Annotated in this window: 22 protein-coding genes; 18 read left to right on the forward strand and 4 right to left on the reverse strand. The window is 67.3% G+C overall.

Annotated elements, in window-relative coordinates; translation table 11 throughout:
• Positions 1–2: 2 nt before the first annotated feature.
• From ftsY to QUC20_RS07475, 3 genes are read left to right on the forward strand one after another with little or no spacing between them, the layout of a single operon-like run.
• Positions 3–875 carry a signal recognition particle-docking protein FtsY gene (gene ftsY, locus QUC20_RS07465; protein ID WP_120262715.1) on the forward strand — a complete coding sequence of 291 codons (873 nt, stop codon included), beginning with the start codon at positions 3–5 and terminating at the stop codon, positions 873–875.
• Between the two features lie 60 nt (positions 876–935).
• Positions 936–1,436: a DUF2004 domain-containing protein gene (locus tag QUC20_RS07470; protein WP_120262714.1), complete on the forward strand. Its 501-nt coding sequence runs from the start codon at positions 936–938 to the stop codon at positions 1,434–1,436.
• Between the two features lies 1 nt (position 1,437).
• The gene (locus QUC20_RS07475; protein WP_120262713.1) at positions 1,438–1,881 is read left to right on the forward strand and encodes an MSMEG_6728 family protein; all 444 of its coding nucleotides are present in this window, start codon (positions 1,438–1,440) and stop codon (positions 1,879–1,881) included.
• Positions 1,882–1,909: 28 nt separating this feature from the next.
• On the opposite strand, the gene lipA is transcribed toward QUC20_RS07475, so the two are convergent.
• Both lipA and lipB read right to left on the reverse strand, forming a co-directional pair.
• Entirely contained in the window at positions 1,910–2,917 is a 1,008-nt protein-coding gene (gene lipA / locus QUC20_RS07480) for a lipoyl synthase (RefSeq protein ID WP_289331387.1), read from the reverse strand.
• 14 nt (positions 2,918–2,931) lie between these two features.
• Complete coding sequence (gene lipB / locus QUC20_RS07485) at positions 2,932–3,570, reverse strand: lipoyl(octanoyl) transferase LipB (RefSeq protein ID WP_120262712.1); 639 nt, start codon at positions 3,568–3,570, stop codon at positions 2,932–2,934.
• Positions 3,571–3,628: 58 nt separating this feature from the next.
• Here lipB and QUC20_RS07490 point away from each other — a divergent pair, with 58 nt between their 5' ends.
• Positions 3,629–4,195: a TetR/AcrR family transcriptional regulator gene (locus QUC20_RS07490; RefSeq protein ID WP_289331388.1), complete on the forward strand. Its 567-nt coding sequence runs from the start codon at positions 3,629–3,631 to the stop codon at positions 4,193–4,195.
• 61 nt (positions 4,196–4,256) lie between these two features.
• The gene (ffh, locus tag QUC20_RS07495; RefSeq protein ID WP_289331389.1) at positions 4,257–5,810 is read left to right on the forward strand and encodes a signal recognition particle protein; all 1,554 of its coding nucleotides are present in this window, start codon (positions 4,257–4,259) and stop codon (positions 5,808–5,810) included.
• Positions 5,811–5,839: 29 nt separating this feature from the next.
• Here the strand turns inward: ffh and QUC20_RS07500 are convergent, their stop codons facing one another.
• Entirely contained in the window at positions 5,840–7,009 is a 1,170-nt protein-coding gene (locus tag QUC20_RS07500) for a glutamate--cysteine ligase (protein ID WP_289331390.1), read from the reverse strand.
• A 183-nt stretch (positions 7,010–7,192) separates the two neighbouring features.
• Here QUC20_RS07500 and rpsP point away from each other — a divergent pair, with 183 nt between their 5' ends.
• From rpsP to trmD, 4 genes are read left to right on the forward strand one after another with little or no spacing between them, the layout of a single operon-like run.
• Entirely contained in the window at positions 7,193–7,615 is a 423-nt protein-coding gene (gene rpsP / locus QUC20_RS07505; RefSeq protein ID WP_120262708.1) for a 30S ribosomal protein S16, read from the forward strand.
• 4 nt (positions 7,616–7,619) lie between these two features.
• A complete protein-coding gene (locus tag QUC20_RS07510; protein ID WP_023950977.1) occupies positions 7,620–7,850 on the forward strand; it encodes an RNA-binding protein in 231 nt (76 codons plus the stop codon).
• A 1-nt stretch (position 7,851) separates the two neighbouring features.
• Positions 7,852–8,469, forward strand: coding sequence for a ribosome maturation factor RimM (gene rimM, locus QUC20_RS07515; protein WP_120262707.1), 618 nt, complete (start codon positions 7,852–7,854; stop codon positions 8,467–8,469).
• Position 8,470: 1 nt separating this feature from the next.
• A complete protein-coding gene (trmD, locus tag QUC20_RS07520; RefSeq protein WP_289331391.1) occupies positions 8,471–9,172 on the forward strand; it encodes a tRNA (guanosine(37)-N1)-methyltransferase TrmD in 702 nt (233 codons plus the stop codon).
• A 36-nt stretch (positions 9,173–9,208) separates the two neighbouring features.
• Here trmD and map read toward each other — a convergent pair whose 3' ends face one another.
• Positions 9,209–9,991 (reverse strand): type I methionyl aminopeptidase, encoded by a 783-nt coding sequence (gene map / locus QUC20_RS07525; protein ID WP_289331392.1) that lies wholly within the window; start codon positions 9,989–9,991, stop codon positions 9,209–9,211.
• Between the two features lie 52 nt (positions 9,992–10,043).
• On the opposite strand from map, the gene QUC20_RS07530 reads away from it, so the two are divergent.
• The 9 genes from QUC20_RS07530 to QUC20_RS07570 all read left to right on the forward strand — a co-directional run bounded on the left by QUC20_RS07530 (position 10,044) and on the right by QUC20_RS07570 (position 17,517).
• On the forward strand, positions 10,044–10,538 hold the full coding sequence (locus tag QUC20_RS07530; RefSeq protein WP_289331393.1) for an MFS transporter permease: 495 nt from the start codon (positions 10,044–10,046) through the stop codon (positions 10,536–10,538).
• 155 nt (positions 10,539–10,693) lie between these two features.
• Positions 10,694–11,041: a 50S ribosomal protein L19 gene (gene rplS, locus QUC20_RS07535; RefSeq protein ID WP_023950969.1), complete on the forward strand. Its 348-nt coding sequence runs from the start codon at positions 10,694–10,696 to the stop codon at positions 11,039–11,041.
• Positions 11,042–11,182: 141 nt separating this feature from the next.
• Entirely contained in the window at positions 11,183–11,926 is a 744-nt protein-coding gene (gene lepB / locus QUC20_RS07540) for a signal peptidase I (protein WP_289331394.1), read from the forward strand.
• Positions 11,923–12,582, forward strand: coding sequence for a ribonuclease HII (rnhB, locus tag QUC20_RS07545; protein WP_289331395.1), 660 nt, complete (start codon positions 11,923–11,925; stop codon positions 12,580–12,582). Before lepB ends, rnhB begins: the two co-directional genes overlap by 4 nt.
• Before the next feature lie 66 nt (positions 12,583–12,648).
• Positions 12,649–12,972, forward strand: a complete 324-nt coding sequence (locus tag QUC20_RS07550) for a DUF2469 family protein (RefSeq protein ID WP_023950963.1) — start codon at positions 12,649–12,651, stop codon at positions 12,970–12,972.
• A 90-nt stretch (positions 12,973–13,062) separates the two neighbouring features.
• Positions 13,063–13,425, forward strand: a complete 363-nt coding sequence (locus QUC20_RS07555) for a YraN family protein (protein WP_094261645.1) — start codon at positions 13,063–13,065, stop codon at positions 13,423–13,425.
• Positions 13,422–14,642, forward strand: coding sequence for a YifB family Mg chelatase-like AAA ATPase (locus QUC20_RS07560; protein ID WP_289331396.1), 1,221 nt, complete (start codon positions 13,422–13,424; stop codon positions 14,640–14,642). Before QUC20_RS07555 ends, QUC20_RS07560 begins: the two co-directional genes overlap by 4 nt.
• 102 nt (positions 14,643–14,744) lie before the next feature.
• A complete protein-coding gene (locus tag QUC20_RS07565; RefSeq protein ID WP_289331397.1) occupies positions 14,745–16,349 on the forward strand; it encodes a class I SAM-dependent DNA methyltransferase in 1,605 nt (534 codons plus the stop codon).
• Positions 16,312–17,517 (forward strand): restriction endonuclease subunit S, encoded by a 1,206-nt coding sequence (locus QUC20_RS07570; protein WP_289331398.1) that lies wholly within the window; start codon positions 16,312–16,314, stop codon positions 17,515–17,517. Before QUC20_RS07565 ends, QUC20_RS07570 begins: the two co-directional genes overlap by 38 nt.

Consider the following 17,517-nt stretch of genomic DNA (forward strand, 5'->3'; position numbering starts at 1 on the left):
GTATGGCCGAGAATCCCTGGTCGCTCTCGCGCGCGTTGCGCGGGCTCTTCGTCAAGCCGACCATCGACGAGAACACGTGGGACGACCTCGAGACGGCGCTCCTGACCGCCGACTTCGGGCCCGACATCACCGAGCGCCTGGTGGACGACCTGCGCGGCAAGGTCGAACGCTACCGCACGACCGACCCTCGCGACCTCCAGCGGATGCTGAAGGAGACGCTCGAGGAGCGGTTCGCCGCCTTCGACTCGACTCTGCGCTTGACCGAACGTCCCGCGGTGGTCCTGGTCGTCGGGGTCAACGGGGTGGGCAAGACCACGACGATCGGCAAGTTCGCCAAGTTCCTGCAGCGCTACGGCCGCTCGGTCGTCGTCGGCGCTGCCGACACCTTCCGCGCCGCTGCCGTCGATCAGCTCGCGACGTGGGCCGAGCGCGGCGGTGCTCAGATCGTCCGCCCGCAACAGGAAGGGCAGGATCCGGCTTCGGTCGCTTTCCAGACGATCGACTACGCCAAGCAGACGGGCACCGAGATCGTGCTCGTCGACACGGCCGGCCGCCTTCACACCAAGGGCGGGCTCATGGACGAACTCACCAAGATCCGCCGCGTCATCGAGAAGCAGGCACCCATCAGCGAGGTGCTGCTGGTTCTCGACGCGACGACCGGTCAGAACGGCGTCATGCAGGCCGAGGCGTTCCTCGAGCACGCGGGAGTGACCGGCCTGGTGCTCACGAAACTCGACGGCTCCGCCCGCGGCGGATTCGTCCTCGCGGTGCAGGAGCGCACCGGCATCCCCGTGAAGCTGCTCGGTCAAGGAGAGGGCATCAACGACCTCACCGGCTTCACCCCGCACGTCTTCGCGTCGGCGCTCGTCGATTGACTCCCGCGCCGCGCCGCATCAGGACTTCCCCCGCACCCTCACGGCTGGTTTCATAAACACATGGCGATCGAGCACGACTACTTCGGACTCCTCGAGTCGGGGCCGGACGGATCGATCTTCTGGTCGGATCACGTCGAGATCGGTGACCAGACGGTCACCGTCGACCTGACGGCTCCGGATCAGGATGACGTGTCCGCCGCCGCCCTCGATGTCGCTGCCGCGATGATCTCGGCGATCGAATCGATCGACCTGTCTGCCCGCAATGCCATGGTCTCCGAGCTCAACGATCGCACGAGCGAGGTGATCGAGTTCATCCTCCAGCAGCAGGAGGAGCTCGGCGAAGACATCGAGTCGTACCTGGTCGACATCTCAGGCGACGTTCATATGGACGTCATCCGATCGCTTCAGCTGATCAGCATGACGATCCTGGCCGACGAGCATGGGGGATCCGACCCGTTCGCCGTGCTCGAATATGCCCTCGACCCCGACTCGACCGAAGAGGTCCTTCTGGTCAATCTCACCAGCGACGGCAGCATCCAGTCGGTCACCAGCGCGGACTGACGTGCAGACCTTCCTGCCGTACCCCTCGTTTTCAGAATCGGCGGCAGTACTCGACATGGCGAGGCTCGGCAAGCAGCGGGTCGAGACGTTGCAACTCCTGCGCGCCAATACTGTGGCGGGCTATGGCTGGCGGAACCACCCGGCCGCAAAGATGTGGCGAGGGTATCTGCCGGCGCTGACGGCGTACGGCCTTGCGATGACCGACGCGTGGATCGCGGCCGGTCGCGCCGACACGGTCCGGCCGCAACTGCGGGAGTTCGCGCCCGATGTCGACGGAATCTCTGAGAGTGATCTCGAGATGCCACCGTGGCTCGGCGACGAGGCGTTCCATCTGTCTCACCGCTCGAACCTCTTGCGCAAGGATGCCGCCTACTACCGGCCGCGCTTCGGTGACGTCCCCGACGACCTTCCCTATGTCTGGCCGCCGGACCCGACCGCGACCTGAGCGGGGCGTGGCCAGGCCCCCCGGGTCGTCAGACGGCCTGCGCGAATCCTGACTGCGCCGAGTCGGCGAGATGTGCCAGGTGCGGCGGGATGTCGCGGCCCTTCGCGACCATCGACTGCGCCCACAAGCGTCCGGCGCGGTAAGAGGATCTCACGAGCGGGCCGGCAAGCACCCCCAGGAAGCCGATGCGCTCGGCCTCCTCTCGGAAACCGACGAACTCCTCGGGCTTCACCCACCGGTCCACGGGCAGGTGGCGCGGTGTGGGGCGGAGGTACTGCGTGATCGTGATGATGTCGGTCCCGGCGTCGTGGAGATCCTGCAGAGCCTGGACGACCTCGTCGGGTGTCTCGCCCATGCCGAGGATGAGGTTCGACTTCGTGATGAGCCCGGCGTCACGGGCACGTGTGATCACTCCGAGCGAGCGCTCGTAGCGGAACGCTGGTCGGATCCGCTTGAAGATACGGGGGACCGTCTCGACGTTGTGGGCGAAGACCTCTGGCCGCGACGCGAACACCTCGTCGAGCTGTGCGGCATCCCCGTTGAAGTCCGTCGCGAGGATCTCGACGCCCGTACCCGGGTTGTCGGCGTGGATACGACGGACCGTCTCTGCGTGCAGCCACGCCCCGCCGTCGGCGAGGTCATCGCGTGCCACGCCCGTCACCGTCGCGTAGCGCAGTTGCATCCGGTGGACGCTCTCGGCGACGCGACGCGGCTCGTCGGTGTCGTACTCGGCGGGCTTCCCCGTGTCGATCTGACAGAAGTCGCAGCGCCGTGTGCACTGCGACCCGCCGATGAGGAAGGTCGCTTCTCGGTCTTCCCAGCATTCGTAGATGTTCGGGCATCCTGCTTCCTGGCAGACCGTGTGCAGGCCCTCATCCCGGACCAGGTCGTGAAGCGCGCGGTACTCCTCGCCCATCCGGGCCTCCGTCTTGATCCACTCGGGCTTGCGCTCGATCGGGGTCTGGGCATTGCGCACCTCGAGGCGCAGGAGCTTGCGTCCCTCCGGCCCGCCCGCTGCCGGGGCGCCGGCGGGCACGGCGCAGCCGCCGCTCACGCTGCGACCGCCGTGTCGAACTCGGCGCGGAAGTGGCGGGTGACGGTGTCGAGCGCCGATGCGGGCGAGATGTCATCGCCCAACACCGTCGACAGCGTGGCCACCCCGGCATCGGTGATGCCGCAGGGGATGATCTGGTCGAAGGGCGCGAGGTCGTTGTCGCAATTGAGGGCGAAGCCGTGCATCGTCACGCCGCGCTGGACGCGGACGCCGATCGCCGCGATCTTCGCGTCGTGGCCGCCGTCACGTACCCACACCCCGCTACGACCCGTCACCTGACGGGCCGAGATGCCGAGCTCGGCGACAGCGTCGATGAGGACACGTTCGAGTCTCCGCACGTGCGAGACGACGTCGACCGGCTCGGGGAGGCGGAGGATCGGATAGCCCACCAGCTGCCCGGGCCCGTGCCAGGTGATCTTGCCGCCGCGGTCGACATCGACCACGGCGGTCCCGTCGGTCGGTCGTTCGCCGGGGGAGGTGCGTGCTCCCGCGGTGAACACCGCCTCGTGCTCCAGCAGAAGGAGTGTGTCCGGACCGCCGGCGACCACAGCGTCGTGAACACGACGCTGCAGCTCCCAGCCTTGTGCATATGGGACGACGGCGGGGGCGAGCCCCACGACGCGGATGTCGAGCACGGATCCTCCTCGAGATACTGGACTGCGTCCAAGAATACGACACGCCTAGGCTGTCATGGTGACGTCCCGATCCCGCGCCGGCCGGCCCCGCGTGTCGTCCCGCGAGACGCTGGCCGAGGCTGCGTGCGAGTTGTTCCTCGAGCAGGGCTACGACGCGACGACCGTCGCTGACATCACACGGCGCGCCGGCGTCAGTCGATCGAGCTTCTTCAATTACTTCTCGTCGAAGTCCGCCGTCCTGTGGTCGGGGCTCGACGAGCGGCTCGACGCAATCGAGCGCGCTCTGCGCTCCGCCTCCGACGTCGAGGACGTCGCGGCGGCCGTGGCCGACCTCGCCCAGGGCTTCGCTCCCGATGCGCTGGCGCTGGCGATCGTCAACGATGCAGCGATGGGGTTGTCGGACGAGCTCGCACGCGACGCGGCTCTGCGCTCCGCTCGGGTCGCTGCCGCCGTGGCGGAGACGCTCCATCGCGCGGGGACGGGCCGGCTCGAATCCGACATCCTCGGTGGCGCGTGGGGCGGTGCGGTGCTGGGTGCCGTCCGGTCGTGGGCGCGTGGGGGAGCGGGCCGTAGCGACCTGGCGCAGGAGATGGCCCGGGCGATCGCTCTCGTCCGCCGGCGCTGAGCGGCCGAAGCCGCGGTCGGTGCCCGCGGGCGGCCACCCGCTCGCATAGAATCGAGGGATCATGGCAACTTTCGGCACGCTCTCCGACCGTCTCACCGAGACCTTCCGGAACCTCCGCACCAAAGGAAAGCTCTCGGCGGCTGACGTCGACCAGACCGTCCGTGAGATCCGCCGTGCGCTGCTCGACGCCGACGTCGCCCTCGTGGTCGTCAAGGAGTTCACCGCCAAGGTGCGCGAGCGCGCGCTCGGCGACGAGGTCAACCGCGCGCTGAACCCGGCGCAGCAGGTCGTCCAGATCGTCAACGAGGAGCTCGTGGGCATCCTCGGCGGCGAACAGCGGCGGCTGCAGTTCGCGAAGAACCCGCCGACCGTCATCATGCTCGCGGGTCTGCAGGGTTCGGGTAAGACCACGTTCGCAGGCAAGCTCGCCAAGCAGCTCGAGAAAGACGGCCACACGCCGCTCCTCGTCGCGTGCGACCTCCAGCGCCCGAACGCCGTGAACCAGCTCCAGGTCGTCGCCGAGCGCGCCGGGGCGGCCATCTACGCGCCCGAGCCGGGCAACGGGGTCGGCGACCCCGTGCGGGTTGCGCGCGACGGCGTCGATCACGCCCGCCGTCACCAGCACGACGTGGTCATCATCGACACGGCGGGACGACTCGGCGTCGACGCCGAGCTGATGAAGCAGGCGGCCTCGATCCGGAAGGCGACCGATCCCGACGAGGTGCTGTTCGTCATCGACGCGATGATCGGTCAGGACGCGGTCAACACCGCGAAGGCGTTCCAGGAGGGTGTCGACTTCACCGGCGTCGTCCTCTCGAAGCTCGACGGAGACGCCCGCGGTGGCGCCGCGCTGTCGGTCGCCTCGGTCACGCAGCGGCCTATCATCTTCGCGTCCACGGGTGAGGGCCTCGACGACCTCGAACCCTTCCACCCCGACCGGATGGCCAGCCGCATCCTCGACCTGGGTGACATCCTCACCCTGATCGAACAGGCTCAGCAGGCGTTCGATGAGCAGGAGGCCCTCGCGGTCGCCGAGAAGCTCGCCAAGGAGCAGTTCACGCTCGAGGACTTCCTCGACCAGCTTCAGCAGATGAAGAAGATGGGCTCGATGAAGAAGATGCTCGGCATGCTGCCGGGCATGGGGCAGATGAAACAGCAGCTCGAGCAGTTCGACGAGCGCGAGATCGACCGCACCGAGGCGATCATCCGGTCGATGACGCCGTCTGAGCGACGCAACCCCAAGGTGCTCAACGGCTCGCGCCGCCTGCGCATCGCCCGCGGCTCGGGCATGACGGTGACCGACGTCAACCAGCTCGTGCAGCGCTTCGAGCAGGCCGCGAAGATGATGAAGACGGTGGCCCGAGGCGGCGTGCCCAACATCCCTGGTATGGGACCCATGGGTGGGAAGCCCGGCGCGTCGAGCAAGCGCGGCAAGCAGGCCAAGAGCAAAAGCGGTTCGCGTTCGGGAAACCCGGCCAAGCGCGCCGCCGAGAATGCGGGCCTCGCGACTGCCACAGCGCCGACCGGCTCGGGCTTCGGCCTCGGAACCGGCGGTCAGGCTCAGCCGAGCGAGGCCGACCTCGCCGAAATCCAGAAGCTTTTCGGCAAGGGCTGAGTCAGCGGGGCCGGCTCAGCGGCCCTGACTCAGCGGCCGACGTCCGGCTGCGCCAGGTGCTGGCGCAGCGTCGGGCCGTCGCGGAACTCGCGGATGAGGTGCTGCACGACCTCGCGGAGGTCGCCGTCGGCCGCATCCGCGACGCGCGTCTGCCGGAGATAGCTGGCCCCTTGATCGAGGATCGTGTTCAGCCCTCGGAACTCGCGGGCGCAGTGCAGCTCCTCGGCGATCGGCTCGAGCTCCGCCATCGTGTCGCGGAGGTGGTCTGCGACGTGCCGCTGAGTGCCGTCCGCATCGACGATGAGACGTGCGTCGAGTCCGTACCGCGCTGCGCGCCACTTGTTCTCCCGGACGAACCACGGCGGGATCGTGGGAAGTTCACGCCCCTCGTCGAGCTGGCGGGAGAGGTGCTCGGTGAGCACCTGAACGAGGGATGCCACGGCGGCGAGCTCGGGAAGGGTCGACATCCCGTCGCACGCCCGGATCTCGAGCGTTCCCCACTTCGGCGCCGGGCGGATGTCCCAGCGCACCTCGGATGCGTCCTCCATGACACCCGTGCGCACCATGCCGTCGAGGTAGTCCTCGAAGTCGCTCCACTTCGTGAAGCTCCAGGGCAGGCCGGCGGTGGGCAGCTGCTGGAAGACGAGGGCGCGGTTGGATGCATAGCCGGTGCGGTCGCCCGCCCAGAACGGGCTCGACGCCGAGAGCGCCTGGAGATGGGGGAGGTAGACCGAGAGGGCGTTGATCAGCGGGAACACCTTGTTGACGTCCTCGACGCCGACGTGGATGTGGATTCCCCAGATCATCATGTTGCGGCCCCACCACTGCGTCCGCTCGATGAGCTTGTGGTAGCGGGTCTTGTCCGTGATCTCCTGCTCGTACCACCGTGCGAAGGGGTGGCTGCCGGCGCACAGCATCTCGAGACCGCGCGGTGCGGCGAACTCTCGCACCCGCTGGATGGCGTCGTCGATGTCATCGACCGCGGCTGCGACGGTGTCGCCGACTCCGCTGGTGACCTCGATGGTGTTCGTCAGCAGCTCGCCGGTGATGGTGTAGCGCTCGAGCGCCGAGGATTCCTCCACTTCGGCGAGCACTTCGGGCGCTCGGGGCGCGAGATCTCCGGTGTCGCGGTCGGCGAGCATCAACTCCCACTCGATGCCCACGGAGGAGCGGGCAGACGTGGCGAAGGGGACCGTCATGCGCTCAGTCTGACACGCGCTACGGCGCGGTTCGCGACGACCGTCATCATCTGGCAAAATAGACGGTTGGACCGCTCGCTCGACCCTCTATCCGGCGAGAAGGTCCACCCTCAGAGCTCCCGCCGGGTGTGCACCCCACGCTCCAGGCGACGTTCACTTCACATCACACCACTCAGGAGAATTGTGGCTGTCAAGATTCGTCTCAAGCGCCTCGGCAAGATCCGCGCACCCTACTACCGCATCGTCGTCGCCGACTCGCGCACCAAGCGCGACGGCCGAGTGATCGAGGAGATCGGTCAGTACCACCCGACCGAAGAGCCCTCGGTCATCAAGGTCGACTCCGAGCGTGCCCAGTACTGGCTCTCGGTCGGCGCGCAGCCGACGGAGCAGGTCACCGCGCTGCTCAAGCTCACGGGCGACTGGGGCAAGTTCAAGGGCGACAAGAACGCCGTCTCGACCGTTCGCACGGCCGAGGCCAAGGGCGACTTCGTCGCCGACGCGTCGAAGAAGTCGGTCATCAAGCCGCAGGCCGCGAAGAAGGCTGAGGAGCCCGCCGCCGAGGCTCCCGCCGACGAGGCCGCCGCCGACGCGACCGACGCGGAGTAATCCGTTGCTGTCCGCCGCGCTCGAGCACGTCGTCAAGGGGATCGTCGATCACCCCGACGACGTCGTCATCCGTTCCTCCTCGTCGCCCCGCGGCGAAGTACTCGAGGTGCGCGTGCACCCCGACGACCGGGGACGGGTGATCGGGCGCGGCGGGCGCACCGCCAAGGCGCTGCGAGCATTGATTTCCGCGCTGGCCGACGGCACGCGCGTCCGTGTCGACGTCGCGGACGACTGAGATGGCCGCCGAACCCGCTCGCACTCAGCTGCGCGTCGGGCGCCTCGTCAAGGCGCACGGGCTCAAGGGCGCGCTCAAGCTCGAGCTCTACACCGACGATCCCGACGGTCGCTTCGTGACGGGCGCAACGTTCACGTTGCAAGTCCCCGAAGCATCACCGTGGCACGGCAAGACCGTGACCGTCCGCGAGTTCCGGTGGATGAACTCGCACCCCGTCCTCTTCCTCGAGGACGTCAACGACCGCGACGCCGCCGAGAGCCTCGTGAAGGCCATCCTGTGGGTCGACCAGGACGGCGACGCCACTGCTGAGGACGACGCGTGGTTCGACCACCAGCTCGTCGGCCTCGACGTCGTCCGCGACGGGCAGAAGGTCGGACGCATCGCACGCGTCGACCACTTCCCCGCGCAGGACCTTCTGATCGTCCAGCGCGACGGTGATGACACCGAGGTCCTCGTCCCGTTCGTCAAGGCGATCGTGCCCGAAGTGGATGTCGCGGCGGGCCGCGTGATCGTCACGCCGCCGGCCGGACTGTTCGAAGAGTTGCCAGCCGAACAGTCGGATGACGCGGTGGAAGCCGCTTCCGACCCTGAGGGCGGCGACGCCCCCACCGAGGGCTGACGTGCGCGTCGACGTCGTCACGATCTTCCCCGCGTTCTTCGACGTCCTCGAGGTTTCGCTCCTCGGCAAGGCCCGCGGTGCGGGTCTCCTCGACGTCCGCGTTCACGACCTGCGCGACTACGCCACCGATCGTCATCGGACCGTCGACGACACCCCCTACGGCGGCGGCGCCGGCATGGTGATGAAGCCCGAGCCCTGGGGGCTCGCGCTCGATGCGATCGTGGCGGATGCGGCCGACCGGCCGACGTTCATCTTTCCCTCGCCCGCCGGCGAGCGGTTCTCGCAGGCGTCGGCGCGTCAGCTCAGCGGAGCATCGCACCTGGTGTTCGGCTGCGGACGCTACGAAGGGATCGACGAGCGCGTGTTCACGTACGCTGCGACCCTCGGCGACGTCCGACTCATGAGCCTCGGCGACTACGTCCTCAACGGAGGAGAGGTCGCCTCGATGGCGATGATCGAAGCGATCGGTCGCCTCATTCCCGGCGTCGTGGGCAACCCGGAGAGCCTCGTCGAGGAGTCTCACGAGGACGGGCTGCTCGAGTACCCCTCCTACACCAAGCCCGCGTCGTGGCGGGGCCACGATGTGCCGGACGTCCTGCTCAGCGGACACCACGGCCGCGTCGCGGAGTGGCGGCACGCTCAGCGGGTCGAGCGCACGCGCCAGCGCCGTCCCGACCTGCTCCCCGGCGGCCTCGGGGACTGAGCGCTCGTCGGGATCGGCCGAGCCCGCCGCGGCCCCTCAGTCGACGCCGAGGAAAGAGCGGTCGGTGAGGATCACGGGGCCCTCGGCCGTGATCGCGACGGTGTGCTCCGAATGTGCCCCACGCGATCCGTCGGCGCTGCGCAACGTCCATCCGTCCGCGTCGGTGATGAGCTTGTCCGTGGTCTGCAGGAACCACGGCTCGAGCGCCACGACGAGGCCGGCGCGAAGCGGATAGCCCCGGCCGGGCTTGCCGTCGTTGGGGACATGGGGATCGCCGTGCATCTCGCGGCCGACGCCGTGTCCGCCGAAGTCGGTGTTGATCGACAGTCCGTCGGCCCGGGCGACCGTCGCGACGGCGTGCGAGATGTCGCCGATCTTGTTGCCCACGACGGCGGCGCTGATCGCCGCGTCAAGCGCGCGCTCGGTCGTGTCGATGAGCGCGAGGTCTTCGTCACGAGCGGTGCCGACCACGAACGACACCGCCGAGTCGGCGACCCAGCCGTCGACGGAGACGGCGAAGTCGAGCGTGACGAGGTCGCCGTCGCGCAGCGCATAGTCGTGGGGGAGGCCGTGGAGGACCGCATCGTTGATCGAGGTGCAGATGACCTTGCCGAACGGACTCGCCCCGAAGGACGGGTGGTAGTCGATGTAGCACGACTCAGCGCCGGCACGTCGGATGAGCTCGTGCGCGCGCCGGTCGATCGCCAGGAGGTTCGTCCCGACCTTCGTCTCGTCGCGAAGGGTCGCCAGCGTCTCGGCGACGAAGCGTCCAGCCGGACGCATCGCTTCGATCTCGGCAGGTGTGCGCAGCTCGATCATCGTGATCCTCTCTTCAGGTTCTATCCTGCCGGACCGGCGTAGCATCAGGAGCATGTGGCTGCGACGCGCACTCTTCTCCTGGCTCCTCCCGGCAGCTGTCGTGCTGCCGCTCTGGCTCGTCGTCGGTTGGGCGATCTCGGGAGCGGGCGGCTGGGTCTTCCTGTGGGTGCTGTTCATCGCAGTGCCTGCCGTGTTGATCGGCCAGCTGGTGACCACGTTGCTCGTGCGGGCTCGGGGCACCGTCCGGCACTCCCGGATGCTGTCGTGGTGGGACGTCCTGGTCTTCGCCGTGTGGCACGGGCTCATCATCGCGATCGGGTTCTACCCCGCTGGCGCCTTCTGGCCGCTGCTGTTCGCAGCGGTCGCCGCATTCCTCGCCGTCTTCTGGGTTTCGCTGTGGCAACTCTTCCGCGAAGCGCGCCCCGTCTCGCTGTTCTCGGTGGCGACCGATCCGAGCTACCTCCGTGAGGCGATGCGGCCGAGTTCCGAGCGTCTCCCCGACGAGAAGGTCGTGATCATCGAAGAGGTCCGGCGCAGCGACAGCTGACGTTTTGGTGCGCGGGGCGCGGCGTGGCAGAATGGACGCTTGTGCCCTGACAGTTCTCTGCCTCAGGGGAGCGGCGCCCGGCGGGCGCCCGGGGCACCGCATCCTTATTCAACTTTTTCGTGGTCGACCTGAGGCGGTCGCAGGAAGAACAGATCATGCAGATCCTCGACTCCGTCGACGCAGCATCGCTGCGTAGCGACATCCCCGCATTCGCCCCCGGAGACACCGTCAAGGTGCACGTCAACATCACCGAGGGCAACCGCTCGCGTATCCAGGTCTTCCAGGGCGTCGTCATCGGCCGCTCGGGCGACGGCGTGCGCGAGACCTTCACCGTCCGGAAGATCAGCTTCCAGGTCGGCGTCGAGCGCACCTTCCCCGTCCACAGCCCCGTGATCGACCACATCGAGGTCGTCACGCGCGGTGACGTCCGTCGCGCGAAGCTGTACTACCTGCGCAACCTGCGCGGCAAGAAGGCGAAGATCAAGGAGAAGCGCGACCGCTGATAGCAGCGACGCATTCTCTGGATGCCCCGGGCTCAGGCTCGGGGCATCCGTCGTCTGCGCTGCGCGGTGACCGGCGTTGGCCGCGGAATGTGCGACCCTGGGTAGGGCTCCCCGGCGGGTGAGTCGGATGAGAGGCGATGAATGACCACCGATGACCTTGCCGCGCAGGCGCCGAAGCCCGCGCGTTCACGATCACGTCGCCTCGGCCTGCTGCTCCGCGACGTCCTGGTGATCGTCGCCATCGCACTCGCGGTGTCGTTCCTGGTCAAGACGTTTCTCGTCCGCTCGTTCTACATCCCCTCCGGGTCGATGGAACGCACGCTGCTGAAGGACGACCGGATCCTCGTCGACCAGCTCACGCCCCGATTCGGCGGCTACGCGCGCGGCGACGTCGTCGTCTTCCGTGATCCGGGCGGTTGGCTCCCCGCGACGGTCGAGCCGGCGCGCCCCCCGCTCGTGGAGGGGATGGACTGGGTGCTCTCGATCGTCGGACTGTCAGCCCCCGACAGCAAAGACCACCTCATCAAGCGCATCATCGGAATGCCGGGCGACCACGTCGTGTGCTGCAACGCCGTCGGCCAGATCACCGTGAACGACGTGCCGATCGACGAGTCGTCGTACGTGTCGCTCGCCGACGGGCAGTCGGCTCCACAGGAGGTGCCGTTCGATGTGACGGTGCCGGAGAACTCGCTGTGGGTGCTCGGTGACAACCGCGATCACTCGCGGGACTCGCGCTACAACCGCGATCAGCCTTCGCAAGGCTTCGTCCCGCTCGACAACGTGGTCGGACGAGCCTTCCTCATCACGTGGCCGCTCGACCGTTTCGGTCTCATCGATTTTCACCACGACGCCTTCGCGGGTGTTCCCGCGCCTGTGACGCGATGACCGTCGTCGCGCCCCGGCTGACCGTCGAACGGCGGCTGCTGCGCGAGTACGAGCTCGTCGTCGCCCTCGACGAGGTGGGGCGCGGTGCGCTCGCGGGGCCGGTGTCGGTGGGCGCCGCCGTGCTCGACGCGTGCGGCGCACGCCGGCGCATCCCCGAAGGACTGCGCGATTCCAAGCTCGTCACGGAGCTCCGCAGGCCCGAGCTGGCAGCGAGAGCCGCGGACTGGGTCATGGCGTCTGCGGTCGGGTCGGCGACGCCGGCCGAGATCGACGAGATGGGGATCATGCGGGCCCTGGGGCTCGCCGCCGTCCGCGCGATCCAGAGCCTCGACGGCATCGACCCCTTCGCCGCGGAGACCGTCGTGATCTTGGACGGCAATCACGACTACGTGAGCCCGATGGCCGGACCGGGCATGACCGTTCAGACGATCATCAAGGCCGACCGGGACTGCGCCAGCGCCGCGGCGGCGTCGGTCATCGCCAAGGTGGCTCGCGACGCTCACATGACCGGGCTTCACGATGAGACGCCGATGTACGAGTGGGCGCGGAACAAGGGATACGCCAGCGCGGTCCACCGCGCTGCGATCCGTGACCACGGGCTGTCGCGTCATCATCGGGCGTCGTGGGCGATCGCCGACGCGCCGACCCTGTTCTGAGCCGGACGTGCCGGGGGTGGCCGGGGACGATCACGGCGTGCTGCCGCCGCCTAGGATGGAAGCACCATGGATGACGAAGTCTTCGAAGACTATGACCGCGAGCTGGAGCTGGCGCTCTACAAGGAGTACCGCGACGTCGTGTCGCAGTTCCAGTACGTGATCGAGACCGAGCGTCGCTTCTACCTCGCGAACGACGTCAACGTCGTTCGTCGCGACACCGAGCACGACTTCTACTTCGAGCTCACGATGAACGACGTGTGGGTCTGGGACATCTACCGAGCCGACCGTTTCGTGAAGTCCGTGCGCGTGCTCACCTTCAAGGACGTCAACGTCGAAGAGCTCCAGCGTCGCGACTTCGAGCTTCCCGACGAGCTCTCGCTCGACAGCTGACCTTCCTCCCCAGGACCGTCTCCTTGCCGGTTCTGCACGGGCTCACGGCCGTGGCACCCGGGTCGTCCGCCGCCGCGCGAGAGTGCTCGTATGGCAGCGAAAGACGACCGGGGCCGCGCCGGTGAAGAGCGGGCCGCGCGGCACCTGACCCGCCTCGGCTACGAGATACTCGACCGCAACTGGCGTGACCGCCAGGGCGAGATCGACATCGTCGCGGTGTCGCGCGACGAGCTCGTCATCGTCGAGGTCAAGACCCGGCGGACCGCGGCGTACGGGCACCCGTTCGAGGCGGTCGACGAGCGCAAGAAGGACCGGCTGTGGCGCCTCGCGTGCGCGTGGATCGCCGCACATCCGGGGGAGGTGCGCGGACGCCGTATTCGTCTCGACGTCATCGGCATCACCGGCGACGACGTCGAGGCGGCGGTGCTCGAGCACGTCGAGGATCTCCGATGAGCCTCGGCCGCACCTGGGCGGTCTCGCTCACGGGGCTGGCCGGCGATCTCGTCGAGGTCGAGGCCGACCTGTCGAACCAGACGCCCGCGTTCCGCATCGTCGGACTCGCCGACCGGGCCCTCGCCGAGGCGCAGCAGCGCGTGCACAACGCCTGCCAGAACAGCGGGCTGCCGCTGTCACGACGTCGTGTGACGGTCAATCTCTCCCCGGCCAGCCTCCCGAAGCAGGGATCGGGTTTCGATGTCGCCATCGCGGCGGCTGCGCTCGCGACAGAGCTGCCGATGGATCCGGTGTCCCTTGCCGACACGGTCCACATCGGTGAGCTGGGCCTCGACGGACGCCTCCGGCCGGTTCCGGGAGTGCTCCCCGCGGTGATCGCCGCGGCGCGGGCACGACGGCGGACGGTCATCGTTCCCGAGGCCTGCCGAGCCGAAGCCGCTCTCGTCGACGGCATCCGGGTCGTCGGATGCCGCACCCTCGCAGGCGTCGCGCGCTGGCACGGGCTCGACATCGATGGTGACGACGAAGCGGTGCCCGAGGTGCCGGGACCGGCCGCGGGGCGAGGGAGCAGCGGCGACGACCCACCCGGGGAGGACCTGTCGGACATACGCGGACAGGAGGAGGCGATCGACGCGCTCGTCGTGGCGGCCGCCGGCGGCCATCATCTGCTCATGAGCGGTCCGCCCGGCGCGGGCAAGACCATGCTCGCACGACGCCTGCCGGGGATCCTGCCCGCGCTCGACGACGAGACCGCGCTTCAGGTGGCGTCCATACGCTCGCTGTCCGGCACGGTCGTCGACAGCCTGAGCAGGGTTCCTCCGTTCGAGGCGCCGCATCACAGCGTGAGCGTCGCCGCGCTGGTGGGCGGCGGCAGCAGGTCGTTGCGCCCGGGGGCGATCGCTCGCGCGAGCGGGGGCGTGCTGTTCCTCGACGAGGCTGGTGAGTACAGCGCCCACGCGTTGGATTCTCTGCGTCAGCCGCTCGAGGCGGGGTCGATCGACATACACAGGGCGGGGTTCCGCGCGACGCTGCCGGCGAGGTTCCAGCTGGTCGTTCTGGCTTGTGTACGACTGGGCAGTGTCCGGCACCCATCTCGCGTTTCGGCGCCCCACGGCAGGCCAGCGGCCCTTGTGGCCGTCGAATGCCGACCGAATGGGGGGACGAATCGGTGCGCTATGTGCCTGGATTACGAGTCCGACGTCGGTGTTTCTGGATAGCATCGGACTACGTTGTACGCGTTGGAGGACCTCCGCGCGAACGGCGTGAAGACAGCCGGAGCACGACGCCGACAGAGGCTTCGTCGAAGCCTGAGGAGCGCAGTGCCCCCGAAGAAGAAGCAGGCGCAGTCACTCGAGGAGACCTTGTGGGAGGCAGCCACTGCGCTGCGCTCGTCGATGGATGCGGCTGAGTACAAGCATGTCGTCCTCGGTCTCATCTTCCTGAAGTACGTCTCGGACACCTTCATGGTCCGTCACGACGACCTCGTGCGCCTCGTCAACGACGAGTCCTCGGACTACTTCATGCCCAACGAGGCGGCGAAGCTCTCAGTCCTCGAGGACCGGGACGAGTACACCGCCGAAGGCGTCTTCTGGATTCCGGAGGGTCACCGTTGGGATGACCTGAAGAAGGCAGCCAAGCAGGCGGACGTCGGCGGACGCATCGACAAGGCCATGGAGGCCATCGAACGCGAGAACCCAAGCCTCAAGGGCGTGTTGCCGAAGAACTTCTCGCGCCAGGAGCTGACTCCCGCGATGCTCGGTGGACTGATCGACGTATTCTCCCGCAACGATCTCGCCGCCGCGGAGCACAAAGACCTCGACGTCCTTGGGCGCGTGTACGAGTATTTTCTTGGTAAGTTCGCTGGCGGCGAGGGCAAGCGCGGCGGCCAGTACTACACTCCCCGCTCTGTGGTGCAACTGCTCGTCGAGATGCTCCAGCCGTACCACGGACGGGTCTACGACCCCGCTTGCGGCTCGGGCGGCATGTTCGTCCAGGCCGACAAGTTCGTGCGCGCCCACGGCGGCACTCACGCCGACATCTCGGTCTACGGCCAGGAGTCGGTGCCGACCACTTGGCGTCTGGCGAAGATGAACCTCGCATTGCGCGGCATCGAGGCAAACCTGGGCCCGGAGTGGGGCGACTCTTTCCACGCTGACAAGCATCCTGATTTGCGCGCCGACTTCGTGATCGCGAACCCGCCCTTTAACCAGAACGACTGGGGTGGGGAGCGCTTGGCGAGCGATCCGCGCTGGAAGTACGGCACGCCGCCGACAGGCAACGCCAACTACGGCTGGATCCAGCACATGTTGCATCACCTGTCGCCGACCGGCACGATGGCGACCGTACTCGCAAACGGGTCGCTCTCGAGTCAGCAGAACGGTGAGGGCGACATTCGAAGGAGACTCGTCGAAGCGGATCTCGTCGAGTGCATCGTTGCGTTGCCGCCGCAGCTCTTCTTCGGCACTCAGATACCCGTTTGTCTGTGGTTCATGACGAAGAACAAGGCAGGCATTCCGAACGGCCTCAAGACACGGAAGCGGACGGGCGAGACGCTCTTCATCGACGCACGCAAGAACCTCGGCTACATGGAGACTCGTACAGTGCGAGCCTTCGCTGACGAAGATATCAACAAGATCGCCGACGCATACCACTCGTGGCGTGGCACAGAGACGAGCGATGGCGAACCCTACAAAGATGTCGCAGGATTCTGCCGGTCCGTGCCGACGAGTGAGATCGCCGAGCATGACTACATTCTGACGCCGGGCCGCTACGTCGGGGCTGAGGACGCAGAGGACGATGGCGAGCCGCTCGACGAGAAGATCGCCCGCCTGAGCGCGAGCATCCGCGACGGCTTTGCGATGCGCGGTCGTCTGGAAGACCGCATGCGTGCTGCGCTTGACGCGCTGGTGGTGGCGGATGAGTGAGTGGTCACGAACGCGACTGGGCGACGTGCTCACTATTAAGCACGGGTACGCGTTCGCCGGTGACGCATTCTCCGACAATCTCGACTTCCCCACGCTGGTGACGCCCGGGAACTTCTCGATCGGCGGTGGGTTCAAGGCGACTAAGCCGAAGACGTTCCTTGGGGATTACCCACCGGAATACCTGCTCGCACCCGGTGATGTTGTCGTTACGATGACTGATCTGAGTCGAGCCGCTGATACGCTCGGCTATTCCGCTGTCATTCCAGACGACGGACGCGAGTACCTTCACAACCAGCGGATCGGCAAGGTCGTTATCACCGACGTTGATCGGGCGGATCTGAAGTTCGTCTCGTACCTCCTGCGCGGCCGAGAGTACCGCCAACACGTGGTCGGCGGAGCGAGCGGATCGACGGTCAAGCACACCAGTCCGGGGCGTATTGAGTCGTTCATAGCTGAGCTCCCGCAGCTCGACGAGCAGAAGCGCATCGCCTCGGTCCTCGGCACGTTTGACGACCTGATCGAGACGAACGTCCGTGACGCAGAACACGCGGACGAGCTCTGGCGCGCAGTTCTTCGAGCAGAAGTAGGGAACGAGTCGATGGGTGTCGCGCTCTCGTCGCTCGCACAGTTCGTCAATGGTCGCAATTTCACGAAAGATGCGTCGCGGTCTGGGCTACCCGTAATTCGAACGCCGGAACTTCGTACAGGTCCATCAGGCTCCACGGTTAGAACCGAAGTCGCCACAACCGCCGATCGGATCGCGAATGTTGGTGACATCCTCTTCGTCTGGTCCGGCAGTCTCTTTGTGTCACGTTGGTACTGGGAGCCCGGCCTGGTGAATCAGCATGTGTTTAAGGTGATCCCGGAACCCGACGTTCCCGACTGGCTGGTTATGTTCGCCATTGAAGAGCTTATGGACGATTTTCTAGGGGTCGCTGCTGACAAGGCGACCACGATGGGACACATCAAGCGCAGTGACCTCGACAGACTCGTGGCAGTTCCGCCGCGGTTGGCTTGGTCGGCTCTCGATGCGAAGATCCGTCCCCTTTGGGATGGAAGTCTTTCGGCGCGAACGCATATCTCAGACCTCGCCCGCGCACGTGACGAGATCCTTCCGTTGCTGATGTCCGGCAAGATCCGTGTCGACGAGAGATTCGAGGTGGCGTAA

This window comes from Microbacterium arborescens (genome assembly GCF_030369635.1).
GTDB lineage: Bacteria > Actinomycetota > Actinomycetes > Actinomycetales > Microbacteriaceae > Microbacterium.